The 24,912-nt window shown below is 72.2% G+C and carries 23 protein-coding genes and 1 other RNA gene; 21 read left to right on the top strand and 3 right to left on the bottom strand.

The annotated features are described in order from the left end of the window. Positions 1-132 precede the first annotated feature (132 nt). The 4 genes from sppA to VGN74_RS00490 all read left to right on the top strand — a co-directional run bounded on the left by sppA (position 133) and on the right by VGN74_RS00490 (position 3,417). A complete protein-coding gene (gene sppA / locus VGN74_RS00475; RefSeq protein WP_327445397.1) occupies positions 133-1,911 on the top strand; it encodes a signal peptide peptidase SppA in 1,779 nt (592 codons plus the stop codon). A gap of 106 nt (positions 1,912-2,017) precedes the next feature. Further along, positions 2,018-2,335, top strand: coding sequence for a hypothetical protein (locus VGN74_RS00480; protein ID WP_327445398.1), 318 nt, complete (start codon positions 2,018-2,020; stop codon positions 2,333-2,335). Positions 2,336-2,341: 6 nt separating this feature from the next. Continuing rightward, complete coding sequence (locus VGN74_RS00485; protein ID WP_327445399.1) at positions 2,342-3,106, top strand: N-acetylmuramoyl-L-alanine amidase; 765 nt, start codon at positions 2,342-2,344, stop codon at positions 3,104-3,106. 47 nt (positions 3,107-3,153) lie between these two features. Further along, complete coding sequence (locus tag VGN74_RS00490; protein ID WP_327445400.1) at positions 3,154-3,417, top strand: hypothetical protein; 264 nt, start codon at positions 3,154-3,156, stop codon at positions 3,415-3,417. A gap of 18 nt (positions 3,418-3,435) precedes the next feature. On the opposite strand, the gene VGN74_RS00495 is transcribed toward VGN74_RS00490, so the two are convergent. Continuing rightward, entirely contained in the window at positions 3,436-3,645 is a 210-nt protein-coding gene (locus tag VGN74_RS00495; RefSeq protein ID WP_327445401.1) for a hypothetical protein, read from the bottom strand. A 72-nt stretch (positions 3,646-3,717) separates the two neighbouring features. Here VGN74_RS00495 and rnpB point away from each other — a divergent pair. The 12 genes from rnpB (at position 3,718) to VGN74_RS00555 (ending at position 16,836) form a co-directional block, all read left to right on the top strand. Continuing rightward, positions 3,718-4,095, top strand: an RNA gene (gene rnpB, locus VGN74_RS00500) — RNase P RNA component class A. A 242-nt stretch (positions 4,096-4,337) separates the two neighbouring features. Continuing rightward, on the top strand, positions 4,338-4,781 hold the full coding sequence (locus VGN74_RS00505) for a division/cell wall cluster transcriptional repressor MraZ (protein ID WP_327445402.1): 444 nt from the start codon (positions 4,338-4,340) through the stop codon (positions 4,779-4,781). After that, positions 4,778-5,728, top strand: coding sequence for a 16S rRNA (cytosine(1402)-N(4))-methyltransferase RsmH (gene rsmH, locus VGN74_RS00510; RefSeq protein ID WP_327445403.1), 951 nt, complete (start codon positions 4,778-4,780; stop codon positions 5,726-5,728). Before VGN74_RS00505 ends, rsmH begins: the two co-directional genes overlap by 4 nt. After that, positions 5,725-6,084 (top strand): cell division protein FtsL, encoded by a 360-nt coding sequence (gene ftsL / locus VGN74_RS00515; RefSeq protein WP_327445404.1) that lies wholly within the window; start codon positions 5,725-5,727, stop codon positions 6,082-6,084. The genes rsmH and ftsL overlap by 4 nt, the downstream gene beginning before the upstream one ends. Further along, the gene (locus tag VGN74_RS00520; protein ID WP_327445405.1) at positions 6,081-7,811 is read left to right on the top strand and encodes a penicillin-binding protein 2; all 1,731 of its coding nucleotides are present in this window, start codon (positions 6,081-6,083) and stop codon (positions 7,809-7,811) included. Before ftsL ends, VGN74_RS00520 begins: the two co-directional genes overlap by 4 nt. Further along, entirely contained in the window at positions 7,808-9,265 is a 1,458-nt protein-coding gene (locus tag VGN74_RS00525; protein WP_327445406.1) for a UDP-N-acetylmuramoyl-L-alanyl-D-glutamate--2,6-diaminopimelate ligase, read from the top strand. Before VGN74_RS00520 ends, VGN74_RS00525 begins: the two co-directional genes overlap by 4 nt. Before the next feature lie 2 nt (positions 9,266-9,267). Next, complete coding sequence (locus VGN74_RS00530; protein WP_327445407.1) at positions 9,268-10,683, top strand: UDP-N-acetylmuramoyl-tripeptide--D-alanyl-D-alanine ligase; 1,416 nt, start codon at positions 9,268-9,270, stop codon at positions 10,681-10,683. 7 nt (positions 10,684-10,690) lie between these two features. Next, positions 10,691-11,800 carry a phospho-N-acetylmuramoyl-pentapeptide-transferase gene (gene mraY, locus VGN74_RS00535; RefSeq protein ID WP_327445408.1) on the top strand — a complete coding sequence of 370 codons (1,110 nt, stop codon included), beginning with the start codon at positions 10,691-10,693 and terminating at the stop codon, positions 11,798-11,800. 160 nt (positions 11,801-11,960) lie between these two features. Further along, positions 11,961-13,352: a UDP-N-acetylmuramoyl-L-alanine--D-glutamate ligase gene (gene murD, locus VGN74_RS00540; protein WP_327445409.1), complete on the top strand. Its 1,392-nt coding sequence runs from the start codon at positions 11,961-11,963 to the stop codon at positions 13,350-13,352. After that, positions 13,349-14,521, top strand: coding sequence for a putative lipid II flippase FtsW (gene ftsW, locus VGN74_RS00545; protein WP_327445410.1), 1,173 nt, complete (start codon positions 13,349-13,351; stop codon positions 14,519-14,521). Before murD ends, ftsW begins: the two co-directional genes overlap by 4 nt. A 66-nt stretch (positions 14,522-14,587) precedes the next feature. After that, positions 14,588-15,667 (top strand): undecaprenyldiphospho-muramoylpentapeptide beta-N-acetylglucosaminyltransferase, encoded by a 1,080-nt coding sequence (gene murG, locus VGN74_RS00550; protein ID WP_327445411.1) that lies wholly within the window; start codon positions 14,588-14,590, stop codon positions 15,665-15,667. A gap of 47 nt (positions 15,668-15,714) precedes the next feature. Beyond that, positions 15,715-16,836 carry a mechanosensitive ion channel family protein gene (locus tag VGN74_RS00555; RefSeq protein ID WP_327445412.1) on the top strand — a complete coding sequence of 374 codons (1,122 nt, stop codon included), beginning with the start codon at positions 15,715-15,717 and terminating at the stop codon, positions 16,834-16,836. Here VGN74_RS00555 and VGN74_RS00560 read toward each other — a convergent pair. Continuing rightward, the gene (locus VGN74_RS00560) at positions 16,793-17,656 is read right to left on the bottom strand and encodes a hypothetical protein (RefSeq protein ID WP_327445413.1); all 864 of its coding nucleotides are present in this window, start codon (positions 17,654-17,656) and stop codon (positions 16,793-16,795) included. The two genes, VGN74_RS00555 and VGN74_RS00560, sit on opposite strands and share 44 nt — an antisense overlap. Positions 17,657-17,712: 56 nt before the next feature. Here VGN74_RS00560 and VGN74_RS00565 point away from each other — a divergent pair, with 56 nt between their 5' ends. From VGN74_RS00565 to VGN74_RS00585, 5 genes are all read left to right on the top strand, one after another. Then, positions 17,713-18,048: a DUF1491 family protein gene (locus VGN74_RS00565; RefSeq protein ID WP_327445414.1), complete on the top strand. Its 336-nt coding sequence runs from the start codon at positions 17,713-17,715 to the stop codon at positions 18,046-18,048. A 103-nt stretch (positions 18,049-18,151) separates the two neighbouring features. Next, a complete protein-coding gene (locus VGN74_RS00570; protein ID WP_327445415.1) occupies positions 18,152-18,532 on the top strand; it encodes a hypothetical protein in 381 nt (126 codons plus the stop codon). 98 nt (positions 18,533-18,630) lie between these two features. Continuing rightward, positions 18,631-21,465: a M16 family metallopeptidase gene (locus VGN74_RS00575; RefSeq protein WP_327445416.1), complete on the top strand. Its 2,835-nt coding sequence runs from the start codon at positions 18,631-18,633 to the stop codon at positions 21,463-21,465. Between the two features lie 56 nt (positions 21,466-21,521). Further along, the gene (locus VGN74_RS00580; RefSeq protein WP_327445417.1) at positions 21,522-23,189 is read left to right on the top strand and encodes a DUF1570 domain-containing protein; all 1,668 of its coding nucleotides are present in this window, start codon (positions 21,522-21,524) and stop codon (positions 23,187-23,189) included. Beyond that, on the top strand, positions 23,186-24,733 hold the full coding sequence (locus VGN74_RS00585) for a tetratricopeptide repeat protein (protein WP_327445418.1): 1,548 nt from the start codon (positions 23,186-23,188) through the stop codon (positions 24,731-24,733). Before VGN74_RS00580 ends, VGN74_RS00585 begins: the two co-directional genes overlap by 4 nt. Here the strand turns inward: VGN74_RS00585 and VGN74_RS00590 are convergent. After that, positions 24,730-24,861 carry a hypothetical protein gene (locus tag VGN74_RS00590; RefSeq protein WP_327445419.1) on the bottom strand — a complete coding sequence of 44 codons (132 nt, stop codon included), beginning with the start codon at positions 24,859-24,861 and terminating at the stop codon, positions 24,730-24,732. The two genes, VGN74_RS00585 and VGN74_RS00590, sit on opposite strands and share 4 nt — an antisense overlap. Positions 24,862-24,912 lie beyond the last annotated feature (51 nt).

The following is a 24,912-nucleotide window of genomic DNA, read 5'->3' on the forward strand; positions in this document are numbered from 1 at the left end:
TCGTGCTGCGTTGCAGCAGGGACGCGGCCGGAGGTCGCGTTACACGGCCTTCATTTGATTTAAGGGGGTCGATGTCTATGGTTTTGGCAAGGTCCGTGCAGCGGACCAGCGGCACAAGGCGGCATTTCGGTCATGAAGCAGTTCTTCCTCACGCTCGCGGGCGTCTTCGCCGGGCTGGTCCTGTTCGTGATCCTGGTGCCGGTGGCCCTGATCGGGCTGGCCGCGGCAGGCTCCTCGGCCCCGACCACGGCCCCGGGCACGGTGCTTGAGCTGGACCTGCGCGAGGGCCTGACCGACCAGCCGCCGACCAACCCCTTCGCCAGCTTCGGCGGGGCCCAGCTGTCGGTGCTCGAGGTCGTCGACGCCCTCGACCGCGCCGAGGAGGACCGTAACGTCAAGGCGGTGCTGATCCGCCTGCCGGAGATGGGCATGACCCCGGCCGCCGCCGACGAGGTGCGTCAGGCCATCCGCCGCTTCCGCGCCGCCGGCAAGCCGGTCATCGCCCACAGCCAGGGCTTCCTGCCGGTCGGAGCGGTGCTGTCCAGCTACATGGTCGGCGCCTCCGCCTCCGAGCTGTGGATGCAGGAGACCTCCAGCTTCCAGGCCACCGGCTTCTCGGCCGAGGAGATCTTCCTCGGCGACGCCTTCCGCCGCTACGGCGTGACTGCCGACTTCGAGCAGCGCTACGAGTACAAGAACGCGGTCAACGTCTACACCGAGAGCGATTTCACCCCGGCGCACCGCGAGGCCATGCTGGCCTGGATGCGGTCGCTGTACGACCAGGCGCTCACCGCGGCCGCCGCGGACCGTCGCATGACCCCGGCCGCCATGCGCGACCTGATCGAGGGCGGGCCCTATCCGGCCGATCGCGCCGCCGCCCTGAAGCTGATCGACAGGGTCGGCCACGTCGAGGAGGCCCAGACCGAAATCCTGCGCCGCGCCGGCAATGGGGCCAAGCTGGTGCCCCTGCGCGACTATGTGTCGAGCCACGGGCTGCAGACCGGCTCGGGCGCTGATGCCATCGCCATCGTGCAGGCCGAGGGGGCCATCGTCACCGGCCGCGACAGCGGCGGCAGCTTCGGCGGCGGCTCGACGATCTATTCGGACGACACGGCCAAGGCGATCTACGACGCCATCGAGAACCGGGCGGTGAAGGCCATCGTCGTGCGCGTCTCCTCGCCGGGCGGGTCGCCGGATGCGTCGGAGCAGATCCTGGCCGCCATCCGCGCGGCCAAGGCCGCGGGCAAGCCGGTGGTCATCTCCATGGGCGCCTACGCCGCCTCGGGCGGCTACTGGATCAGCTCCGAGGCCTCGGCCATCGTCGCCCAGCCCTCGACCCTGACCGGCTCCATCGGGGTGTTCGGCGGCAAGTTCGTCCTGAGCGAGGCGCTCGGCCGGTTCGGCGTCGACATCCGGGCCCTGTCTGTGGGCGGCGAGTACGCCGACGCCTTCTCGCCGGTGACCCGTTTCGACGGCGCGGACCGCACGGCCTTCGCCAGCTCGATCGACCGCACCTACGACCAGTTCATCAGCCGGGTGGCCACGGGCCGCAACCTGCCGGAAGCGCGGGTGCGCGAGATCGCCCGCGGTCGCGTCTGGACCGGGGCCCAGGCCCGCGAGCTGGGTCTGGTCGACGAGCTGGGCGGCTTGCACGAGGCCATCGCCCGGGCCCGCGCCCTGGCCGAGATCGAGGAGTCCGCGTCGGTGCGACTGATCCGCTACCCGGCCGAGAAGTCGCCGTTCGAGGCCCTGTCCGCCGCCTTCGGGGTGTCGGCCGAGGGCGCCCGGGCGCTGGCCACGGTCGGGACCGTGATGAACGATCCGGAAGCCCAGGCCCTGCTGGCCCGGGCCCGGGCCGAGCAGCTGCGGTCCCAGGGCGGGGTCGTGCTGGCCGACCAGCCGCTGCGGTGAGCCGCCGCACTGCACACCGGGCTGTGAACGTCCGACGCATTGACCGCGTTGGTCCGGAGTCCGACATTGACGTCACGGCGCACGCCGCTCCTTCGAGGCAGCTGACATGACCGGCACCAGGGACCGCTTCGTCCATTACCGCCTCGGCGCTGCCGGCGGTCCGCGCCTGCTGCGGCCATTCACCTGGCTGCTCGGCGTGATCGCCACCGGCGTCGCCGTCACCCTCGGCGCCGTGCTGGCGGTGCTGACTGCCGCGGCGGTGGCCGTGCTGGCGCTGATCGCCGGCGTCACCATGCTGTTCACCGGCATGGCGCTCCGGGCGCGGCGCACGGTGCGGGCCCGGGCCGCCGCCGACGGCGTCATCGACGCCCGCAAGGTGGGCGACACCTGGGTCACCTATGGCTGGGACCGTCAGGGTCGCTGAGGTCGCGTGACCCTGACCTTCATCGAGGCGCCCTCGCCCAATTTCGACGCCCGGCGCAGTCCGCCGGATGCGATCGTCCTGCACTACACCGGCATGCCGACCGGCGAGGCGGCGCTGGAGCGCCTGCGTGACCCGGAGGCGAAGGTCTCGTGCCACTATCTGGTCGAGGAGGACGGGCGCATCTTCCGTCTGGTCGACGAGGCGCGGCGCGCCTGGCACGCGGGCAAGGGCGCGTGGCAGGGCGAGACCGACTTTAACGCCGTCTCGATCGGCGTCGAGATCGTCAATCCCGGCCACGAGTGGGGCTATCGCGACTTTCCCGAGGCGCAGATCGCCGCGGTGACGGCGCTGGTCGGCGACATCCGCAGCCGCTGGAGCATCCCGGACGCCCGCATCATCGGCCACTCCGACTACGCTCCGGCGCGCAAGGAGGATCCCGGCGAGCGCTTTCCGTGGAAGCGGCTGGCCGAGGCCGGGCACGGGCTGTGGTTCGAGCCCGCCCCGGAGCGGATCGCCGCGCTGGGCGGCCTGCTGCAGCCGGGCGACGGCGGCGTCGGGGTGCTGGTGCTGCGCTCGGGCCTGCACCGGCTGGGCTATGGTCTGGCGCCGGCGGGCGACTATGACGAGGAGACGCGCCTGACCGTGGCCGCCTTCCAGCGCCACTGGCGCCCGTCGCGGGTCGACGGCGTCGCCGACGGCGAGACCCGCGCCCGGCTGGTCGGCCTGCTGCAGCTGGCCTCGGCCGAGAGCGTCACAGGGGTGCTGAATTGATGCGGCTACCCGGTCGGGGGCAAGGGGCTCCGCGGAATTCCGGGGAGTTGCTTCATTTCGAAGGCAGGTTTGTTCGCGCGAAATGGTCGAGATGGGGGCTCGTCGCCACCTGTCTGGGCATCTCGCTCGTTGGCGTGGGTATTGTTCTGGTCCTTGCCGCCACGCCCGGTCGGCGGGGCGATGGCGCACTCCTGCAGGCGGAGTATGCGTGGATCGGCCTGATCGTCTTCTATCTGGGGCTCGGCCTTTCGCTGGCGGCCCGTCGTTACGGGGTCCGGGTGACCCCGGTTGTTGACGAACTCGACAAGTGAGCTTGTGCCCCCGCCGGCTCACTCAGGCTCTGAAGCCGCCGTGCGCTCGGCGGCTTCCAGCTCCGCATGCAGCCAGTCGAGCGCGGCCTGACCCGAGATGACCCGGCCATGGGCGATGTCGTCGAACGCCTCGTCGAGACGCGCGCGCTCCCAGGCCAGCCGGGCCTCGCGCCGGGCCGGCGTCTCGGACTCGAGGTCCACGGGCAGCTCGGGCGCGGGCTTCGTCATGGCCTCAGGATATCACGCGTCGCCGCCCCCGGCGAGTTGACGGCGCGGCCCGGCGGGCTCACTTAGCGCGGGCCAGACGGCCGGGCGGTCGCGGCGGGTTCGTCCCGTCGAGGAAAGTCCGGGCTCCACGGTGAAGAGGCGGCGGGTAACACCCGCCCGGGGCGACCCGAGGGATAGCGCCACAGAAAGCAAACCTCCGGCCCTGCGGGGCCGGGAAGGGTGAAAGGGTGGGGTAAGAGCCCACCGCGGCTTCGGTAACGCGGCCGGCATGGCAAGCCCCGCCTGGAGCAAGACCGAATAGGGGCGTCGCGCGGACTCCGGTCCGCAGGGTTCACCGCCCGAGACGCCCGGGTAGGTCGCGAGAACCGTCCAGCGATGGGCGGTCCAGAGGAATGATCGTCACCCGCCTCCGGGCGGGTACAGAACCCGGCTTACAGGCCGTCTGGCGCCTCTCCCCCTCAATGATGTTCCAGCCCGTTCCGGGCGTTACTGTAAATGTTCTTGATTTGATCCCTGGCGCCCAAGGTTTTCCACAGGGTGTCCACGGACCTTTGGTAAAGTCTCGTCAACCAATCCCATTGAGGCCCATTTCAGCCCATGCTATCCCAGAGAAATGATTTGGGGCTGACGGGCGCGTGTTCGGCGTCCGGTGACATGGGCAAGGCTCGCGGGGGCCATTGGCGGGGCAGGGCGTGTTTCTCTCGACCTACGAGAAACAACTGGATGGCAAACGCCGCCTGCTGATCCCGCAGGAGTACCGCACTGCGCAGAACGGGGCCGAAACCGGCGTGTTCTGCTTCCACTCGATCACGGCGGATTGTCTTGAGGCCGGCGGCGACAAGCTGATGGCCGAGTATGTCGCGCGCATCGAGGCCCTGCCGTTCGGCAGCGAGGCGCGCACGGCGCTGGAGGAGGCCTTCTACGCCGGCCAGCGGCCGCTGGCCTATGACGGCGGCGGCCGCATCACCCTGCCGGAGAGCCTGTGCGAGGACGCCGGCCTGACCGAGGACGTGGTCATCGTCGGCCTCGGGCCGCGTTTCCAGATCTGGGACCGGGCCCGGTGGCAGGCGCGCAAGGCGCGCAGCCGCGAGCTGGCCCGTCAGGCCCTGACCGCCCCGACCGGAGGCGCGGCATGAGCGCCCCCCACGCGCCCGTCCTTCTCGCCGAGGTGATCGAGGCGCTGGCCCCCGCCCCGGGCGAGCTGATCATCGACGCCACCTTCGGCGCCGGCGGCTATTCGCGGGCCCTCCTCCAGCGCGGCCCCGAGGTGATCGGGCTGGACCGCGATCCGACCGTGGCGCCGCACGCCGCGGCGCTGGCGGCGGATTTCCCCGACCGCTTCCGCTGGGTGAAGACGCCCTTCTCCGGTCTGGCCGAGGCCTTCGCCGAGAGCGGCCGGCCGCGGCTGGACGGGGCGGTGTTCGACATCGGCGTGTCGTCGATGCAGCTGGACCAGGCCGAGCGCGGCTTCTCCTTCCTGCGCGACGGGCCGCTGGACATGCGCATGTCCGGCGAGGGGCCGAGCGCCGCGGACATCGTCAATGGCTGGGACCACGGGCCGCTGGCCCACATCTTCAAGCAGTACGGCGAGGAGCGGCAGTCCGGGCGGATCGCCTCGGCCATCCTGCGCCGGCGGGTGGTGGAGCCCTTCACCCGCACGCTGGATCTGGCCAACGCCATCGAGGCGGCCGTCGGCGGCCGTCGCGGCGCGCCGATCCACCCGGCGACGCGCGTGTTCCAGGCCCTCCGCATCGCCGTCAATGACGAGCTGGGCCAGCTGGAGGCGGGTCTGGCCGCCGCCGAGGCGGCCCTGTCGCCGGGCGGCCGACTGGCGGTGGTGACCTTCCATTCGCTTGAGGACCGCATCGTCAAACGCTTCCTGGCGGAGCGCAGCGGCCACACGCCCGGGGCCTCGCGCCACGCCCCTGCCGCCAAGGCCCCGCCGCCGCCGAGCTTCACCCTGCAGTTCAAGGGCGCGCGCGAGGCGGGCGAGGCCGAGCGGGCCGCCAATCCGCGGGCGCGCTCGGCCCGGCTACGCGCCGCGGTGCGGACCGAGGCCCCGGTCTGGAGGGCGGCGGCATGACGGTGCTGCGCCGCCTGTTCGAGCTGAAGCTGCGCGGGGTGCGCGTCGTCGAGATCGTCGGCGTCGTCCTGGTGGCGGCCATGGTGCTGTCGGTCTATGTCGCCAAGGCGGCGGCGGCGCGCCAGAGCGCCAGCATCGCGGCGCTGGAGCGCGAGATCGCCGAGACGGACGCCCGGGTGCGGCTGCTGCGCGCCGAGGCGGCCCGGCTGGAAAGCCCGGCGCGGCTGGAGGCCCTGTCGCGTCAGGCCGGGCTGGCCCCGGCCGACGCCACCCAGGTGGTGCCCGAGGCCCGTCTGCCCGAGCTGGCCGAGCCGGCTCCCGTCGTGGTGCTGCCGGAAGGGGAGGTGACGCGATGAGCGTTCAGGATCCCCGCTTCGACCTGTACCGCCGCGCCGCCGCGCCGGCCCTCGCGCCCCTCTGGCGGCGCATGGCCCATTCGATCTGGTCGATCGAGCACGCCTTCGAGCGCGCCCGCGCCGACGCCCGGCCCGAGGAGGACACCCGCGTCCGCATCTCGCTGGTGTTCCTGCTGTTCAGCATGGTGTTCGCCCTGCTGGCCGCCGGGGCGACCTGGGCGGCCCTGTTCAGGGGCGAGGTCCCGCGCTTCAGCGGCGGGGCCGCCGCCCTGGTGCGCGGGGACCTGACGGATCGCAACGGCCAGCTGCTGGCGGCCAACATTCCGCACTACGCCGTCTACATCGACCCGACCGAGGTCTGGGACCGCGAGCATGCGGCGCGCGAGATCCGCCGCGCCTACCCGGCGGTGTCCGCCGAGCGCCTCGCGCGGGTGCTGGAGGGCGATCGCCGTCTGATCCTGGCCTCCGGGCTGACCCCCAGCGAGCGTCGGCGACTGCACGCGCTGGGGCTGGGGGGCGTGTCGTTCGAGGCCGAGGACCGGCGCGTCTATCCGCTGGGCAGTTCGGCGGCGCATCTGATCGGCTTCGCCGACACCGGCGGCCGCGGCGTGTCGGGCGCCGAACTGGCCTTCGACGACGCGGTACGCGCAGCCGGGGCCTCCGGCGGCGACGTGGCCCTGTCCATCGACCTGCGGGTGCAGGGCGTCGTCGAGGCCGAACTGCTCCAGGCGGTCGAGGCGGCGAAGGCCGAGGCGGGCGTGGCCATGGTCGTCGACGCCTCGACCGGCGAGGTGCTGGGCATGGCCAGCTACCCCACCTTCGATCCGGCGCACCGCGACCGGGCCTCGGCGGGCGCCACCCTGAACCGCGCCGTCTCGGCCCACTACGAGATGGGCTCGGTGTTCAAGAGCTTCGTGGTCGCCGCCGGGCTTGAAACCGGGGCGGCGGACGTCAACACCCTGTTCGACGCCTCGGACCCGCTGATGATCGGCCGCCGGCGCATCGCCGACTTCCACGCCCAGAACCGGGTCATGACGCTGGAAGAGGTGTTCCTGCACTCTTCCAACATCGGCACCTCGCGCCTCGCCATCGACATGGGGCCGGAGGTAATGCGCGACTTCTACGGCCGCTTCGGGCTGCTGGAGGCGGCGCCGATCGAGCTGCGCGAGTCCGCCGCGCCGGTCCTGCCGCGCAACTGGTCGGACAGCACTCTGGCGTCCCTGTCGTTCGGCTACGCCATCATGATCACCCCGGCCCAGATGGCCGCCGCGACCGCCGCCCTCGTCAATGGCGGCGTCTACCGCCCGCTGTCGCTGCGCCGCGGCGGGGCGGGCGTCGAGGGCCGCCGGGTGCTGTCGGAGCGCACCTCCGCCACCCTGCGCGATCTGATGCGCGCCAATGTGCTGCGCGGATCGGGGGGGCGCGCCGACGCCCCCGGCCTGCGGGTCGGCGGCAAGACCGGCTCGGCCAACAAGCTGGTCAATGGCCGCTACGACCCGGCCCAGGCGATCGGCACCTTCGCCGGCGTCTTCCCCGCTGACGGGCCGGCCGACGCCCGGCGCTATGTCGTCTTCGTACTGATTGACGAGCCGGACTCGTGGCCACGCACCGGCGGCTTCGTCGCTGCGCCGGCGGTCGGGCGCATCGCCGACCGTATCGCGCCCTTCGTGCAGGTCGAGCGCCGCTTCGATCCGGCCCCGGTCGCCGTGGCGGGGGCGCAGCCATGAGCGCGTCCGGCGTCCGCCTGTCCGATCTGGTGCGCCGCGAGGTGCCGGCCGACCCGGTCATCACCGGCGTCACCGCCGACAGCCGCAAGGTCCAGCCCGGCGTGCTGTTCGCCGCCCTGCCGGGCAGCCAGTCGGACGGCCGGGCCTTCATTCCCCAGGCCCTGGCCCAGGGCGCTGCCGCTATCCTTGCGCCTCAGGACACGCCGGGCGAGGCCGCGCCGGTGCTGGTCACTTCGGTGGATGTGCGTCGTGCCTACGCCCTGGCTGCGCGCGGCTTCTACGGGGTCCAGCCGAAGGTCTGCGTGGCGGTCACCGGGACCAACGGCAAGACCTCGGTGGCGGGCTTCTGCCGCCAGATCTGGGCGCGTCAGGGCCATAACGCGGCCAGCATGGGCACGCTGGGCGTGGTCGCCCAGCGCGGCGCCGACATCCACAGCCTGACCGGCCCCGGCCTGACCAGCCCCGACGCCGGCGAGGCGGCGCGGCTGCTGTCGGCCCTGGCCGAGGGCGGCGTCACCCACCTCGCGCTTGAGGCCTCGTCGCACGGCATCGACCAGCGCAGGCTGGACGGCGTGTCCCTGAGCGCCGCGGGCTTCACCAACCTGACCCAGGACCACCTCGACTATCACGGCGACATGGTCAGCTACCGGGCGGCCAAGTTGCGCCTGTTCGACACCCTGCTGCCGCGCGGCCGGACGGCGGTGCTCAACGCCGACAGCGACGCCTATTCCGCCTTCGCCGCGGCCGGGATCATGTCGGGCCTGTCGGTGTTCGGCGTCGGCGAGCGCGGCCGCGACCTGACCCTGATCGACCGGACCCCGACGCCCGAGGGGCAGCGCCTGACCCTCGATGTGCGCGGCGCCCGGCGCGAGGTCCTGCTGCCGCTGGCCGGCGCCTTCCAGGCCTCGAACGCCCTGGTCGCCGCCGGCCTGTGCATCGCCGCCGGCGAGTCGCCCGACACGGTGCTGGCCGCGCTGGAGCGGCTGGAAGGGGCCGCGGGTCGCCTGCAGCGCATCGGCGGCGGCCGTCATGGCGGCGAGGCCTATGTCGACTACGCCCACACTCCGGACGGCCTCGAGACGGTGCTGAAGGCCCTGCGTCCGCACGCGCAGGGTCGGCTGATCGTGGTGTTCGGGGCCGGCGGCGACCGCGACCGCGGCAAGCGTCCCCTCATGGGGGGCATCGCCGCCCGGCTGGCGGACATCGCCATCGTCACCGACGACAATCCGCGGTCGGAGGACCCGGCCGCCATCCGCGCCGAGGTGCGGGCCGGTTGCCCGGATGCGCTGGAGATCGGCGATCGCCGCGCGGCCATCCGCCATGCGGTCGGGCTGCTGCGCGACGGGGATGTGGTCGTGGTCGCCGGAAAAGGGCATGAGCAGGGTCAGATCGTCGGCGCGACGGTGCACCCGTTCGACGACGCCACCGAAGTGAAGAGCGCTCTGGAAGACTGACCATGGCTGATCGCGCCCCGCCGCTGTGGACGGCCCAGGATATCGCCCAGGCGGTCGAGGGCCGCATCGAGGGCGGGGCCTTCGCCGCCACGGGCGTCGGCTACAACTCGAAGGAAATCCAGCCGGGCGACCTGTTCGTGGCGCTGAAGGGTGCGCGCGACGGGCACGACTTCGCCGCCGGGGCCTTTGCCGCCGGCGCGGCGGGCGCCCTGGTCGAGCGGCCGGTCGAGGGCGGGCCGTGCATCGTGGTGGACGACACGCTCAGGGCGCTGGAGCGGCTCGGCGCGGCGGCGCGGGACCGGGCTCCGCACGTGCGCCGCGGGGCCGTCACCGGCTCGGTCGGCAAGACCAGCGTGACCCAGGCCATCAAGGCCGGGCTCGACCTCGCCGGACCGGCCCACGCCTCGATCAAGAGCTACAACAACCACATCGGCGTGCCCCTGACCCTGTCGCGCATGGCCGAGACGGTCGAGCGGGCGGTGTTCGAGATCGGTATGAACGCGCCGGGCGAGATCGCGCCCCTGTCGCGCATGGTCCAGCCGCACGCCGCCTGCGTCACCACCGTCGGGCCGGTGCACATCGAGGCCTTCGACGACGGCGAGGCCGGGGTGGCGCGCGAGAAGGCGGCCATCTTCGCGGGCCTCGGCCCCGGCGGGGTGGCGGTGGTCAATGGCGACATCGTCTGGGAGCCGCAGCTGCGGCAGGCGGCGCTGCATGTCGGCGCCCGCGTCGTCACCTTCGGCTCGGCCGCCGAGCACGACGCCCGGCTGATCGACTTCCGGGCCGAAGGCGAGGGCGCGCGCGTCATCGCCGAGGTCTGGGGCCGCACCCACGTCTTCACCCTGAAGCAGTCGGGCTTCCACTGGGGTCTGAACAGCCTGGCGGTGATCCTGATGCTGGACGCCCTCGACGTGCCGGTCGAGCTGGCGCTGCAGGCGCTGGCCGGGTTCCAGCCCCTGTCCGGGCGCGGCCAGAGCCGGGCAGTGCGCATCGCCGGCGGGGCCTTCACCCTGATCGACGAGAGCTACAACGCCAATCCGCTGTCGATGACCGCGGGGTTCACCAACCTGGCGGCGCGCGACGTGGGCCGCGGCCGGCGGGTGGTCGTGCTGACCGACATGCTGGAGCTGGGCGACCAGTCGCAGGCCCTGCACGCAGGGCTGGCCGCCGCCATCGACGCCGCCGGTCTGGATGTCGTGCATGCCGCCGGACCGGAGATGCGCGCCATGTACGAGGCCCTGCGCCCCGAGCGCCGCGGCCTGTGGGCCGCCACGGCGGCGGAGCTGGCCGAGCAGGTCGAGGCGCTGGTGCAGCCGGGCGACGTGGTCATGGTCAAGGGATCGAACGGATCGAAGGCCTCGCTGGTCGCCGCCGCCCTGGCGGACCTCGAGCGGCGGCTGGACCTGTCGGAGGGCTGAGGGGCCGATGTTCTATCTGCTGTATCTCTACTATGCGGATGTCGCGCAGGATTATCCGCTGCTGAACCTGATCCAGTACCAGACGGTGCGGGTCGCGCTGGCGACGGCCACCGCCCTGATCGTGGCGGTGGCCATGGGCAGCCGCTTCATCTCGTGGATGCGCGTCAAGCAGGGCAAGGGCCAGCCGATCCGTGAGGACGGGCCGGTCACCCACCTGTCGAAGGTCGGCACCCCGACCATGGGCGGGCTGATGATCCTGGCCGGCATCGCCGTGGCGGTGCTGCTGTGGGGCGACCTGACCAGCCCCTACATCTGGATCGTGTCGTTCGTCACCGCGGCCTATGCGGTGCTGGGCTTCGTCGATGACTACGCCAAGGTGACCAAACAGTCCTCCGCCGGCCTGACTTCGCGCCAGAAGCTGGCGGCCCAGACGGTGGTGGCGGTCATCGCCGGGACCCTGACGGTGATGTGGATGTACGCCTCGCCCACCTCGCCCAACCTCGAGACCTCGATCGCCTTCCCCTTCTTCAAGGCGGTGCTGCTGAACATCGGCTGGTTCTATGTGCTGTTCGCCGCCTTCACGATCGTCGGCTTCTCCAACGCGGTGAACCTGACCGACGGCCTCGACGGGCTGGCGACGGTGCCGGTGATGATGGCGGCCGGGGCCTTCGGGGTGATCTCCTACCTCGTCGGCAACTTCCTGTTCGCCGACTATCTGCAGGTCCACCACGTGCCGGGGGCCGGCGAGCTGGCCGTGTTCTGCGGCGCCATCATCGGCGGCGGCGCGGGCTTCCTCTGGTACAACGCCCCGCCGGCGCGGATCTTCATGGGCGACACCGGCTCGCTGGCGCTGGGCGGCGCGCTCGGCGCCATCGCCGTGGCCACCAAGCACGAGCTCGTGCTCGGCATCGTCGGCGGCCTGTTCGTGATCGAGGCCCTCTCGGTGATGATCCAGGTCGGCTACTTCAAGGCCACCGGCAAGCGGGTGTTCCTGATGGCCCCGATCCACCATCACTTCGAGAAGATGGGCTGGCCGGAGCCGACGGTGGTCATCCGCTTCTGGATCGTCGCCGGCATGCTGGCCCTGATCGGGCTGTCGACGCTGAAGCTGCGATGATGCGGAGCCGGCGCCCCAGCTACATCGTCACCCTCGGGCTCGACCCGAGGGTCGAGTTGTCCGTCGCAAGGCGGCGGCGGGCGCGCAGGACCTCTGCGGCGGCGCGGCGCTGTGCGCTCGATCCTCGGGTCAAGCCCGAGGACGACGGAGCGCGCGTCGCATGATCCCCGTCCCCGGCTTCGCAGGGCGGCGCGTGGCGGTGTTCGGCCTGGGACGGTCGGGCATGACGGCGGCGCGCGCCCTCAAGGCCGGGGGTGCGGTCCCGGTGCTGTGGGACGACGGCGTGTCCGGCCGGCTGCAGGCCGAGGCCGAGGGGTTCGAGGTCGAGGATCTGGCGCGGGCGGACTGGTCGGACTTCGCCGCGCTGGTGCTGTCGCCCGGCCTGCCCCTGACCCATCCGGCGCCGCACTGGAGCGTGACCCGGGCCCGGGCTTCGGGGGTCGAGGTGGTCGGCGACATCGAGCTGTTCGCCCGGGCCATCGCCGCCCTGCCCGAGAGGGCGCGGCCGAAGGTGGTCGGCATCACGGGCACCAACGGCAAGTCGACGACGACGGCCCTGCTCGGCTGGGTGCTGAAGCAGGCCGGGCTGAAGACCCATGTCGGCGGCAACATCGGCATCGGCGTGCTGGCCCTGCCGGCGCCGACGCCCGACGCCGTCTATGTGCTGGAGGTGTCCAGCTACCAGCTGGACCTGACCACCAGCTTCGCCCCCGACGTGGCGATCCTGACCAACATCACCCCGGACCACCTCGACCGGCACGGCGGGATGGAGGGCTATGTCGCCGCCAAGGCGCGGCTGTTCCAGGCGCTCGGCCCCGACGCGACGGCGCTGGTCGGCGTCGACGAGCCGGAGACGCGGGCGGTCGCGGACGGGCTGGGCGCGCGCGCGGTCCGCGTGGCGAGCGTCCCTTCTCCCACAAGGGGAGAAGGGGAGATTTTCGCCGTCCCCGGCGCGCTTCAGATCGGCGACCAGCGCATCGACCTGTCCGCCGCCCGCTCGCTACCGGGCCGGCACAACGCCCAGAACGCGGCCTTCGCCTTCGCCGCGGCGCGGGCGCTGGGCGTGTCCGAAGCCGCCGCGGTCGACGGCCTGCTGAGCTTCCCCGGTCTGGCGCACCGGATGGAGACCATCGGGGTGCTGGGCGAGGTCCGCTTCGTCAATGACTCCAAGGCCACCAACGCCGACGCGGCGCGTCAGGCCCTGTCGTCCTATGACCGCGTGTTCTGGATCGCCGGCGGGCGCGCCAAGGCCGGCGGCATCGCCGACCTGACCGACCTCTTCCCCCGGGTGGCGCGGGCCTATCTGATCGGCGAGGCGGCCGGCGACTTCGCCGCCACACTGGGCGACACGCCGCACGCCGTGGTCGGCGACCTGGCGGCCGCGGTGGCCGCCGCCGCCCGGGACGCGACGGCCGCCGGCGGCCCGCAGGTGGTGCTGCTGAGCCCGGCTGCGGCGAGCTTCGACCAGTTCCCCGACTTCGAGGTGCGCGGCGAGGCCTTCCGCGCCGCCGCCCTGGCGCTCGGCGCCGTCCCGCCCGGAGCGACCCCATGAGCACCGGCTACGCCCCGCCCTTCTCGCGCAACGATCCCAGCCCGCTGGCCAAGTGGTTCTGGACGGTCGACCGCGGCCTGCTGGGCGCGGCGCTGGCCCTGATGGGGCTGGGCGTGGCGCTGTCGTTCGCCTCCAGCCCGGCGGCCATCCTCGCCGACCAGTCGATCACCGATCCCTTCCACTACGCCTGGCGGATGATGGCCTTCACCGGGGCCGGGCTGGTGGTGATGCTGACCGCCTCGCTGATGTCGCCGCGCGGGGTGCGCCGCATCGCCGTGCTGGCGCTGGTCTGCGCCATCCTCGTCATGATGGCCCTGCCGTTCGTCGGCAACGAGGTGAAGGGCGCGGCGCGCTGGATCAATTTCGGTCCCTTCAGCCTGCAGCCGTCCGAGTTCGCCAAGCCAGGGCTGATCGTCTTCGCCGCCTGGATGTTCGCCGAGAGCCAGAAGGGGCAGGGGGTGCCGGGCGTGTCGATCGCCTTCCTCGCCTATGCCGTGACCGTGGCCCTGCTGCTGATCCAGCCGGACATCGGCCAGACCCTGCTGATCACCACCACCTTCATGGCCGTCTTCTTCATGGCCGGGGTGCCGTTCAAGTGGATGGCGGTGCTGATGAGCCTCGCTGTCGGTGGGGTCGTGTCGATCTATGTGCTGTTCGGCCATGTGCGTGACCGGGTGGCCAAGTTCATCGCGCCGGGCGCCGAGGACACCCACCAGATCGACCGGGCCTCGGAGGCCATCCGCGCCGGGGGGCTCGTCGGGCGCGGCGTCGGCGAGGGGGTGATGAAGCGCCACGTGCCGGACCTGCACACCGACTTCATCTATTCGGTGGGGGCCGAGGAGTTCGGCCTGGTGCTGTCGCTGATCCTGATCGGCCTGTACGCCTACATCGTGCTGAAGGGCCTGCGCACCGCCATGCGCCTGACCGACCCGTTCGAGCAGACGGCGGCGGCGGGGCTGTTCATCCTCGTCGGGCTGCAGGCGGCGATCAATGTGGCGGTGAACCTGAACCTGATCCCGACCAAGGGTATGACCCTGCCGTTCCTCAGCTACGGCGGTTCGTCGATGCTGGCCATGTCGCTGACGATCGGCTTCGCCCTGGCCCTGACGCGGCGACGGCCCGGCGCCTACGAGCCCGGCCAGACGCTGGAGCGCCGGGGCATCCTTTAGAGGGCTGGCTCCGCGGGCAACCGTTTCCCCGATGACGCCGGGCTGCGCCTTGGCTAGACGGGAGGGATGCAGGGCCAGACCAGAACCGCCGTCGTGGCCGCCGGGGGCACCGGCGGGCACATGTTTCCCGCCGAGGCGCTGGCGCGCGAGCTGACCGCGCGCGGCTGGCGCGTGGTGCTGGCCACCGACCGCCGCGGCGAGGCCTATGCCCACGCCTTCCCGGCCGAGGAGCGGCTGGCGCTGGACGCCGCCACCGGGCGCGGGCCGCTGGGGCTGCTCAAGGCCGGGGTGGAGATCCTCAAGGGGGTGCTGCAGGCGCGCGCGGCGTTCGACCGGCTGGGTGTCGATGTGGTGATCGGCTTCGGCGGCTATCCGTCGGCGCCGGCGCTGCTGGCGGCCCTGAGCCAGGGCCGGCCGACGCTGATCCATGAGCAGAACGCGGTGCTGGGGCGCACCAACCGGCTGCTGGCCGGGCGCGTGCGGGCCGTGGCCTCGGCCTTTCCGACGCTGGAGAAGGCCCCGGCCGGGGTGACGCCGCATCTGGTCGGCAGTCCGGTGCGCGCCGAGATCGCCGCCCTGTTCGACCGGCCGTACGACCCGCCGACGGACCGCATCCGGGTGCTGGTCACCGGCGGCAGCCAGGGCGCGCGGGTGCTCAGCGAGACCGTGCCCCGGGCGCTGGCGGCCCTGCCGACCGCCCTGCGCGACCGGCTGGAGGTGCAGCAGCAGTCGCGGCCCGAAACGCTGGAGACGGCGCTGAAGCTGTACAACGACGCCGGCATCGCCTGCGAGGTCGCGCCCTTCTTCCGCGACATGGCCAGCCGTCTGGGGGCCGCCCATCTGGTGATCGGCCGGGCCGGCGCCTCGACCTGCGCCGAGCTGGCGGTGGCCGGCCGTCCGTCGGTGCTCGTGCCGCTGAAGATCGCTACCGATGACCACCAGCGCCTCAACGCCCGCCATCTGGTGGAGGCCGGGGCGGCGGAGATGATCCTCGAGGACGAGCTGACCGTGGAACGTCTCACGGGCGTGGTGGCGGCGATGCTGGCGGACCCGGCGGCGCTGGCGGCGCGCGCGGCCGCGGCCCGGGGCGTGGCCATTCCCGACGCGGCGCGGCGGCTCGCGGACCTCGTCGAGGCCCGGATCTAGCCCTTCCGTCCGGAACCGGACGCGGGGCCCGGGCGCTGTAGAGCTTCATGCCCCCCGAACTGATCGCGCTGAACCGAGGGATCGTCGCTGTCTGGCGGCGGTTCGACTGGCTGCCGGAATGGTCGGTCATCAGCCTTGTGGTCGCCGCCTGTGTCGCCGTCGGCTGGGTGGCGCACCGCGCCCTGTTCGGCGCGCTGCGGCTGATCGTGCGGCGGCGCGACCTGTTCTGGCGGGGCACTGTGGAGCGCGCCCGCAAGAAGCTGCGCATCCTCGTCATCCTGATCACGGTGGCGGTCGGCGTGACCATCTCGCCGCTCGATCCGGGGCCCTCGGCGCAGATCCGGGCGGTGTGCGGCTTCCTGTCGATCCTGACCCTCGGCTGGATCGCCGTCGGGGCCGTCGACATGTGGGCGGTGGTCTACCTGCGGCGCTTCAACCTGCAGTCCGAGGACAATCTGGTCGCCCGCAAGCACGTCACCCAGACGCGCATCCTGCAGCGCGTGGCGGTGGTGCTGATCGGGCTGGTCAGCCTGGCGCTGGCGCTGATGACCATCCCGGGGGTGCGCCAGTGGGGCGTCAGCCTGCTGGCCTCGGCGGGGGTGGTCGGCATCATCGCCGGTCTGGCCCTGCAGCCGGTGCTGACCAATCTTGTCGCCGGCATCCAGATCGCCGTCACCCAGCCGGTGCGGATTGACGACGCCGTCATCGTCGAGGGCGAGTGGGGCAATGTCGAGGAGATCACCTCGACCTATGTGGTGGTGCGGCTGTGGGACTGGCGCCGCATGGTGCTGCCGCTCAGTTACTTCATCACCACCCCGTTCCAGAACTGGACGCGGGAGAGCGCGCGGCTGATCGGCTCGGCCTTCTTCTACGTGGATTACGAGGCGCCGATGGACCGGCTGCGGGCGGCCTTCGAGGAGATCGTCCGCGCCTCGCCGCACTGGGACGGGGATGTGCAGGTGCTGCAGGTCACCGACGTCACCGAGCGCACCGCCCAGGTCCGCTGTCTGGCCAGCGCCCGCAACGCCGGCGTGGCCTTCGACCTGCGCTGCGAGATCCGCGAGAAGATGCTGGCCTTCATGCGCCACGAATGCCCCGAGGCCCTGCCGCGGGACCGGTTCAACCTCAGCGCGGCGAGCGCAGACCCACCGGCGCCGGCCCGAGGCTGACGAAGGCGCGGCCGGCGGCGACATCGCCGACCTCGAAGTGGGCGCGCGCCACGCTGTCGTCACGGAACAGGAACTCGACGGTGAAGCGCTCGCGCGGGTCCAGCCCGGCCAGCTGGTCCATGGCCTCGGCCGGGAAGGTCCAGATCTCGCCGGCCCGCGATCCGGCGGGCAGCTGGTCCGCCGCGGCCGGGCGATAGCCGGTGGCCCAGACCACCCGGCGCGCGGTCCGCGCGCGCGGGTCGAGGGCCGGCCGGGCCTCGCGGTCGGTGTCGCGGAAGCTCAGCCGCGCGGCATAGGGGCGGGGCGCGCCGGCGAAAGCGACCACGGCGGCCGGCGGCGTCTCGTAGCCGGGCAGGCCGAACACCACCGGCGAGGCGCCCGTGCGCGAGGCCTGGGCCAGACGCCAGCCGCGCGGCGAGCCGCGTTCGGCGCGCCACTCGGCGCGATCGCCGGTGAAGGTCAGGCGCGGGGTGCGCAGCCAGCCGTCGAAGGCGTGCTCGACCCGCGCGCGGATCAGCCGGGCATCCTCACTGGCGCAGGCGAGGCGAGCCGCCTGCTGCGTGGCGGCGCGGGCCGCCTGGTCGAGGGCGCTGCGGTCAATACCGGCGCGCAGGGCGGCGTTGCGCGCCTGCACGGCGGCGGCGCCCAGCGCCGTGGCCACCCCCTCGCCGAACAGGCCGCAGCGGCGGTCCAGCGCCTGCACCACCGTCCTTTCGCGGAACAGGGCGGCGGCGTCGCTGGCCGCAGCTGCGCCGGGGGCGAGCAGCAGGCCGGCGGCGACGAGAGCGTTGGCCAGAAGTCGGGTCGCGCCTATGGTCATGGGCCCGACCCTAGGGGCTGGAGCTTCAGACCCCGTTTCCGCGCACGGTTAATCCTTTGCTGCTTCCGACCGACGTCTGGGTCGCCGCCCTGATCCGCCGCGCCGAGCTGGGCGGCGCCTTCGCCACCGTGGCGCGACGCGGGGACGCGCGCGCGGGCGGGGTGCTGGTCAAGGTGTTCGACACCGCCACGCGCCAGGCCGCGCTCTATACGGAGGCGTTCGGCCCGGACGGGACGCGCCTGTGGATCCGCCCTCTCGAGCCCGGTCCCGAGGGCGAGATCGACGCCTTCGCCGCGCGTCAGCTGGGCTATGATCCGGACCTGTGGGTGGTGGAGATCGAGGATCGCGAGGGCCGCCACTTCCTCACCGAGGCCGTTGCGCCCGGGACCTGAGGCCGGTCACCTCCGCTTAACCCCGTTCGGGAACGGAACCGCAAGCGCGTCCCGCTAGGGTCACGGCATGGGGCGAACGACGCCCGGCCGAGGTGATGACCGCATGCTGTTTCTCCTGAACGACGTCGTGTTCGACCTGGACGAGACCTGCCCGGTCACGCCTGGCGACGCGCGCCGTTTCGAGAAGCTGGACCTCGACTATGTCATCGAGCTGGGCTGCGAGCTGTTCGCCGAGAACCCCCTGCTGCACCGGACCGATCCGGAGCGCGCCCGCCGTCTGGCCTGGCTGCTGCACGATCGCGAGCCGGAGCTGAATGCGGTCATGTTCGCCGCGCCCGAGACCGGCTGCGCGCCGGAGCTGGTCGAGCCCCGCTTCTGCCATCTGCCCGAGCCGGTGATGACCCAGCTGCAGGCCAAGGCCGCCCGCGGCCGCCTCGACGCCGTCACCGCCGACCGCGCCGTCTGGGGCCGCATGGCGGCCTGACGACGCCTCGCGGCCCGTCACGTCGGGTTGCAGAAATCGCCTCTTGGCTGTGGCCGCGCCCCCCGGTAGCCTGACGGTGCCGGAGTGACGGGGGCGACATGCGCGGAATACTGATCTGGGTCTGGACCGTGGTGGCGGGCCTGTCCGTGGCCGATCCTGCGAGAGCGGCCGCCGATCCCGCGGCGCTCATCCCGATCGATCCCGCGGTGCGGACCGGGCAGCTCGGAAATGGGCTGCGCTATGCCCTGATGTCGAATGATCGACCGGTGGGCGGCGTCTCGATCCGGCTCCGGTTCGATGTCGGCAGCTACGAGGAGGCCGAGGAGGAGCGCGGCCTTGCCCATTTCCTCGAGCACATGGCTTTCAACGGGACCCGGCGTTTGCCCGAGGGCGAGCTGATGCGGCGCTTTGCCGAAGCCGGTGTGGCCTTTGGTCGGGACCAGAACGCCTGGACCTCCCAGTTCGCCACCACCTACAAGCTGGACCTTCCGGACAGCGATCTGGAGCATCTGGATCTGGCCTTTTCCTGGCTGCGGGACATCGGCGACGGCCTCCTGCTGACGCCCGAGGCTGTGGAGCGCGAACGCGGCGTGGTGGTGGCCGAGTACACCGCCGGGCTCGGGCCGCAGAAGACCTGGCGCGAGGCCTACCTGGCCTTCGCTGCGCCGGATGCCCGGAGCCGGACACGCCCGCCGATCGGCGTGGCCGAGACGCTCGCCACGATCGATGCGGCGGCGCTGACCCGGTTCCATCAGGCCTGGTACCGGCCGGAACTGGCCGTGCTGATCGTGGCCGGGGATCTCCCTCTCGACGCGCTGGAGTCCCGGGTGCGGGCGACGTTCGGCGACTGGGCTCCGGCGGGGCCGCCCGCCGCGCGGGCGGCAGCGACGCCGCTGGCGCTCGACCGGCCGCTGGAAGTGCTCACCTACAGCGATCCGACCTTGACCCCCTCGGTCGGCGCCTGCCGGCTGCAAGGGTGGAGGCGACAAGGGCCGGACACACTGGAACGGCGGCAACGCAATCTGACGCGCAGCTTCTGGTCCCGCATTCTCGCGCGGCGTTTCCAGCTGCTCAGCCAGGGCGCCGAGGCGCCGTTCGCCAGCGCATCCCTGTCGGCGTCCGCATGGGCCCGCGAGGCGGACGCGGTCTGTCTCAATGTCGTGCCCGGGGCAGATGGCGACTGGGGCCGGGCGCTGGGCGCGGCGCTGGCGGAGGTGCGGCGCTTCGAGCGGGACGGGCCGGAGCCTGCGGAAATCCAGCGCCTCATCGAGATCGATCGGCGGTCCGCGAGCAGCTTCGTCGCCCAGGCCGAGGACCGGTTCTCCTCGAGCCTCGCCGACGGCATGCTGTCCATCTTCGCCCTGCATGACCTCGACCCGGGAACCTTTGACGCGCCCTCGCAGCGCCGCGACCTCTACGAACAGGCGCTTTCCAACGTCACGCCGGAGGCCATCCGCGAGGCTTTCACGGCGGCGTGGAACGGGTCCGAGCCGCATCTTGCCCTGATCCTGACGCCGCCGCCGCCCGCCGAGGAGGTCGCCGGGGTCTGGCGGACGGCCATGCGTGCAGAGATGGGGGCGCGGACGGCGGCAGGCGCGGCGGCGACCTGGGCCTACGGAGACCTCGGGCCGCCGGGCAGGGTGGTCGAGCAGGTCAGCATCGAGGTGCCGGCGTTCACGCGCGCGCGGCTCGACAACGGCGTGGTTCTGAATGTGAAATCCGTGGCGCACACCCGCGACAGAATCACGGTCGATGTGCGTTTCGGACGTGGGCGCCGCGACGTGCCTGACGCCGACTACTTCGCCGCCGGTTTCGGCGCGCTTTTTGTCGCCCGGGGCGGGCTGGAGCGGCACAGCCAGACCGAGATCGAGGACCTGTTTCCGAACCGGCAGATCGGCGTCGATCTGTCCATGGGGCCGGACGCCTTTGAACTGAGCGCCTCGACGCGGCCGGCGGACCTCGGGATTCAGCTGCAGCTGCTGACCGCCTTTCTGTCCGAACCGGGCTTCCGCGACGATTATGCCGGTCAGCGCCGGGTCGCCCTCGACGGCGTCTATCGTTCCTGGCGGACCAATCCCGACGCTGTCCTGTCCGAGGCCCTGCGTCAGGCGCTGACGCCTGAAAGCCCGCGCGGCCTGCCGCCGCGTGCGGCGGCCGACGCCCTGTCCATGGGCGACTTCGAGCGCCTCTACCGCACCTTTCTGACCTCCGCCCCGCTGGAGGTGACGCTGGTCGGGGACGCCCCGGAGTCCGAGATGATCGCGCTGGCGGCGGCGACGTTCGGGACCCTGCCACCCCGGGGGGCGCACGCCGGACCTCGGTCCGACACGTTTGTGTTGCGCTTCACCGACGACCGTCCCGAGGTGATGGCGCGTCACGACGGACCGGCCGATCAGGCCTCGGTCCTTCTCGGCTGGCCCCTGTTCGTCACCTCACCCGAGCGTAGGCGAGAGGAGCGGGTCATCCATGTGCTCCGCGACATCCTTCAGGACCGGATCCGCGACGAGGTGCGGGAGGCGCTGGGGGCGAGCTACACGCCCGCCGTGAGCGCGACGTTTGACGACAATGGCGACCAGGGACAGCTGGGCATTTCCGTCGCGACCTCGCCGGCGGATGTCGACCGCGTCCGCGAGGCCGTGCGCCGCGTCGTCGCGGCGGCTGCTGCGGGCGGCCTCACCCAGGCCGATCTGGACGCCGCGCTCGCGCCGCGGCTGGCCAATGTCGAGAGTAACCGCGCCACCAACGCATGGTGGCGCAACGCGCTCAACGGATCAGAGCGCCAGCCTCACCGGCTTCGCGACGCCCTTGATTGGGAAGAGACCTACCGGTCCATCACTCTGGAGGAGATCCGTCTGGCGGCGCGGATGTGGCTGACCGGTCCGGCTATAGAGGGGGTGGCCCTGCCGGCCCTGGAGACGCCGGCGACTCCCTGACGGCCCTTGCCAGTCTCGCGTTTTGCGGGAATGCTCTCTTCCTGAGGGAGCAGGTCATGTTGAAGCATGTGCGCGCCGCCCTGGCGGCGGTTCTGACGGTGGCGACGGTACTGGGCGCGGCGAGCGCGGCCCAGGCCCAGTGGCTGCGCGCCGAGACCGACGGCTTCATCGTCTATGGCGATGTCAGCGAGCGGCAGATCCGCGACTACGCCCGACGCATGGCGCGCTTCGACGCCCTGCTGCGCACCTACTATCCGATCCCGACGGAGTACGAGGCGCCCAAGCTGGAGATCTTCCTCGCCAACGGCGCGCGCGATCTGCAGCGCGCCCAGCCTGGCATGCCTTCCAGCGTCGCCGGCTGGTACACGCCTTACGCGGCACGGATCCACGCCGTGGCCAATGTCGCCAGCACGATGGCCGATGACGTCCTGTACCACGAGTATGGCCACCACTTCCTGTTCCAGCTGAAGGCCGACGCCTATCCCGCCTGGTTCATCGAGGGTCTGGCCGAGTACTATGGCACGGTTCGCGATCGTGGCGACCGCGTGGAGATCGGGCGCCACAACCCCGGCCGCATGCTCAGCTTCGTGCAGCAGGGGACCAACAGCTGGGTTCCGCTTGAGGACGTACTGCGCTGGCGGGTCAGTCCGAGCGGCCGGTTCCGGGGCTCCGACTACTACGCCTTCGCCTGGGCCCTGACCCACTACATGATCAGCGATCCGGAGCGGCGCGCGGCCCTGTCCCGCTATCTGGCCGCCGTCGCCGGCGGCGCGGATTCCGTCGCCGCCATGCAGGAGGCGACCGGGCGCACGGCGGCGCAGCTGCACGACGACGTGCGACGCTACCTCGCCGGGCCGATCGTCACCTTCACGCCGCAGATCACCCTGCCCGAGCCTGAGGTCACGGTGACGCGCATGGCGCCGGACGAGGCCGCGCTGGTCTGGCTGGACCTGCGGCTGGACCGCGAGGCGCCGGCCTTCGATCCGGACGACATCTCCCCGCCGCGGCGCGACGGGGAGACCGAGGCGGCGCATGCGCGGCGGGTGGCCGAGGCGCGGGAGGAGGCGACGGAGGCCCGGGCCACGCTGATCCGCGACAGCCTCGCCGAGGCCGCGCGCTGGCCGGACTCCCGCATGGCGCTGCTGGTCACCGCGCGCGCCCAGCGCCTTGACGGCCGGCTGGACGAAGCGTTCGCCACCCTTGCGCCCCTGCTCACCGAGGACGCGCAGGACGCCGACGGCAACCGTCTGGCCGGCGAGATCCTGATGCAGCAGGCGCGGGCGCTCGAGGATCCGGAGGCCGTGGCCACCGGCCTGCGCCGGGCGCGCGCCTATCTGGCCGAGGCGATGCAGCTCGATCCCCTGGACCAGCGGGTCTATCTGGCGCTCGACGACAGCCGGCGCGGGGGCGCGGGCTATCCCAGCGCCAATGACGTCTCCACCCTCGAGGTAGCAGGGGTGCTGGCGCCCCAGTCGGCCGAGGTGCGGATGCGGCTGGCGCGGGCCTACCTCGCCACCGGCGATGCGCGCGCGGCCATGGTCATCCTCGGGCCGGTGGCCAATGCGCCCCACGCCAGCAGCCAGAGGGCCGCCGCGCGGACCCTGCTGGCCGAGGCGCGCCAGGCGGCCGGTCTGGCGGTCGACCCCGAGCTCACTTCCCCGGCCGCCGGCGAGGCCGGGGAGACGGGGGGCGAGGCGACGACGGGCGAAGAGGCCGCCGGATGAGCCCGCGTCATCGCCCCGGAGGATGGCTGGCTGGTCTCCTGATCCTGCTGGTCGCCGCCATCGCCGGTCCCGCCCTGGCCGACTGGCGGCGGGCCGAGACCCGCAACTTCATCATCTACAGTGAGAGCAGCGAGCGCGCCCTGCGCGACTACGCCATCAAGCTGGAGACCTATGACTTCGTGCTGCGGCAGCGATTCACGCTGGCCGAGGAGCCCACCTACTACAAGCTGCCGATCTATCTCGTCGGCAACCAGGCCGGGCTCAGGATGGTGCAGCCGGGCTCGCAGCTGGCCGGCCTGTACAGCGCCAACAGCGAGGGGACGTTCGCTATCGCCATGCGCGACGCCGACGACCGCATCCTGCTGCACGAGTACTTCCACCACCTGTCGCATCAGGCCGGCGGGCTGACGGCGGCCCCCGGCTGGCTGATCGAGGGGCTGGCCGAGTACTACATGACGGCGGAGATCCGCCCCAACCGGGTGGTCATCGGCCACTTTGACGAGGGGCGCGCCTATACGCTGGTCAATATGGGCTGGCTGCCGCTGCGGGACCTGCTGACCCGCCGCCCCACGGACTACGAGCGGTCCGGCGACATCGCCCGCTACTACGCCCAGGCCTGGCTGCTGACCCACTGGTTCCTCGGGGACGATGCGCGCCGGACGCAGCTGGACGCCTATCTGCGCGACCTCGCGGCCGGACTCGATCCGGTCGAGGCGATGGAGGCGCGCACGGGCCTGACCCTCGACGAGATCACCCGCAGTCTCCGGCAGTACATGGGGCGGCGTCTGCCGGGGATGCGCTTCGAGTTCGAGCCGCCGCCGATCGAGGTCACCATCACCCGGCTGCCCCCGTCCGCGAACGATCTGCTGCTGCTGGGGTTGAGGCTGCGTCTCGGCGTGCCGGCCGACCAGCGCGCCCAAACGGCTGAACTGGTCCGCCGGGCGGCCGCGCGCCATCCGGACGATCCCTTCGCCCTGCTGCAGCTGGGCCATGCGGAGCTGCACTTCGGGGACCCCGAGGCCGCCGAGGTCGCGCTGACCCGGCTGCTGGAACTCGACCCGCAGAATGTCGAGGGGCTGCAGTACATGGCGCGTCGGCGGATGCAGCAGGTCCGGGACAACCCGGACGAGGCCGAGCAGCTGTTCGGCCAGGCGCGGGCCTTCCTGGCCCGGGCCTATGCCGTCGACAACTTCGACTACCGCACCCTGACGCTGATCGCCGAGACCCGCGCCGGCGCGCCGGGCTACCCGAACGACAATGACCTGCTGACGCTGGAGACGGCCTTCGTGCTGGCCCCGCAGATGACCGGCGCCCGCTTCAATCTGGCGCTCGCCTATATGCTGAAGGACCGCTACGCCGAGGCGGAAACGCTGCTGCTGCCGCTGGCCAACGCGCCTCACGGCGACCGGGGCGCGGATGTGGCGCAGCGCCTGCTCGAGGACGCCCGGGCGCAGCGCCCGCCGGGCCTGTTCCAGCCGGAGCCCGTGACGGACGGCGAGGGTGAGGCGGTGGACAAACCCGCCGCCGATCCGCCGCCCGCCTAGAAGATCACCCGGAAGGCCAGGTGGACCAGCAGTCCAAGGCCGAAGATCAGGGCGATGCCGGTGAAAAAGCACAGGGCCGGGTGCGGGCGGAACGCCGGCGCCGGGCGGTCGGGGTGCAGCAGAGCCATGGGGCCCTCCGTGGATGCGTCTCTTCCCTGGTCAGGACCGCTACGCGGCGG

The sequence above is a fragment of the Brevundimonas sp. genome (assembly GCF_035998205.1).
Classification (GTDB): Bacteria; Pseudomonadota; Alphaproteobacteria; order Caulobacterales; family Caulobacteraceae; genus Brevundimonas.

Bases quoted from the DNA above. Each gene is read 5' to 3' on its own strand.
- sppA (WP_327445397.1), top strand. From the start codon at position 133: ATGAAGCAGTTCTTCCTCACGCTCGCGGGCGTCTTCGCCGGGCTGGTC.
- VGN74_RS00480 (WP_327445398.1), top strand. From the start codon at position 2,018: ATGACCGGCACCAGGGACCGCTTCGTCCATTACCGCCTCGGCGCTGCC.
- VGN74_RS00495 (WP_327445401.1), bottom strand. From the start codon at position 3,645: ATGACGAAGCCCGCGCCCGAGCTGCCCGTGGACCTCGAGTCCGAGACG.
- rsmH (WP_327445403.1), top strand. From the start codon at position 4,778: ATGAGCGCCCCCCACGCGCCCGTCCTTCTCGCCGAGGTGATCGAGGCG.
- ftsL (WP_327445404.1), top strand. From the start codon at position 5,725: ATGACGGTGCTGCGCCGCCTGTTCGAGCTGAAGCTGCGCGGGGTGCGC.
- VGN74_RS00520 (WP_327445405.1), top strand. From the start codon at position 6,081: ATGAGCGTTCAGGATCCCCGCTTCGACCTGTACCGCCGCGCCGCCGCG.
- VGN74_RS00525 (WP_327445406.1), top strand. From the start codon at position 7,808: ATGAGCGCGTCCGGCGTCCGCCTGTCCGATCTGGTGCGCCGCGAGGTG.
- VGN74_RS00530 (WP_327445407.1), top strand. From the start codon at position 9,268: ATGGCTGATCGCGCCCCGCCGCTGTGGACGGCCCAGGATATCGCCCAG.
- mraY (WP_327445408.1), top strand. From the start codon at position 10,691: ATGTTCTATCTGCTGTATCTCTACTATGCGGATGTCGCGCAGGATTAT.
- murD (WP_327445409.1), top strand. From the start codon at position 11,961: ATGATCCCCGTCCCCGGCTTCGCAGGGCGGCGCGTGGCGGTGTTCGGC.
- ftsW (WP_327445410.1), top strand. From the start codon at position 13,349: ATGAGCACCGGCTACGCCCCGCCCTTCTCGCGCAACGATCCCAGCCCG.
- murG (WP_327445411.1), top strand. From the start codon at position 14,588: ATGCAGGGCCAGACCAGAACCGCCGTCGTGGCCGCCGGGGGCACCGGC.
- VGN74_RS00555 (WP_327445412.1), top strand. From the start codon at position 15,715: ATGCCCCCCGAACTGATCGCGCTGAACCGAGGGATCGTCGCTGTCTGG.
- VGN74_RS00560 (WP_327445413.1), bottom strand. From the start codon at position 17,656: ATGACCATAGGCGCGACCCGACTTCTGGCCAACGCTCTCGTCGCCGCC.
- VGN74_RS00570 (WP_327445415.1), top strand. From the start codon at position 18,152: ATGCTGTTTCTCCTGAACGACGTCGTGTTCGACCTGGACGAGACCTGC.
- VGN74_RS00575 (WP_327445416.1), top strand. From the start codon at position 18,631: ATGCGCGGAATACTGATCTGGGTCTGGACCGTGGTGGCGGGCCTGTCC.
- VGN74_RS00580 (WP_327445417.1), top strand. From the start codon at position 21,522: ATGTTGAAGCATGTGCGCGCCGCCCTGGCGGCGGTTCTGACGGTGGCG.
- VGN74_RS00585 (WP_327445418.1), top strand. From the start codon at position 23,186: ATGAGCCCGCGTCATCGCCCCGGAGGATGGCTGGCTGGTCTCCTGATC.
- VGN74_RS00590 (WP_327445419.1), bottom strand. From the start codon at position 24,861: ATGGCTCTGCTGCACCCCGACCGCCCGGCGCCGGCGTTCCGCCCGCAC.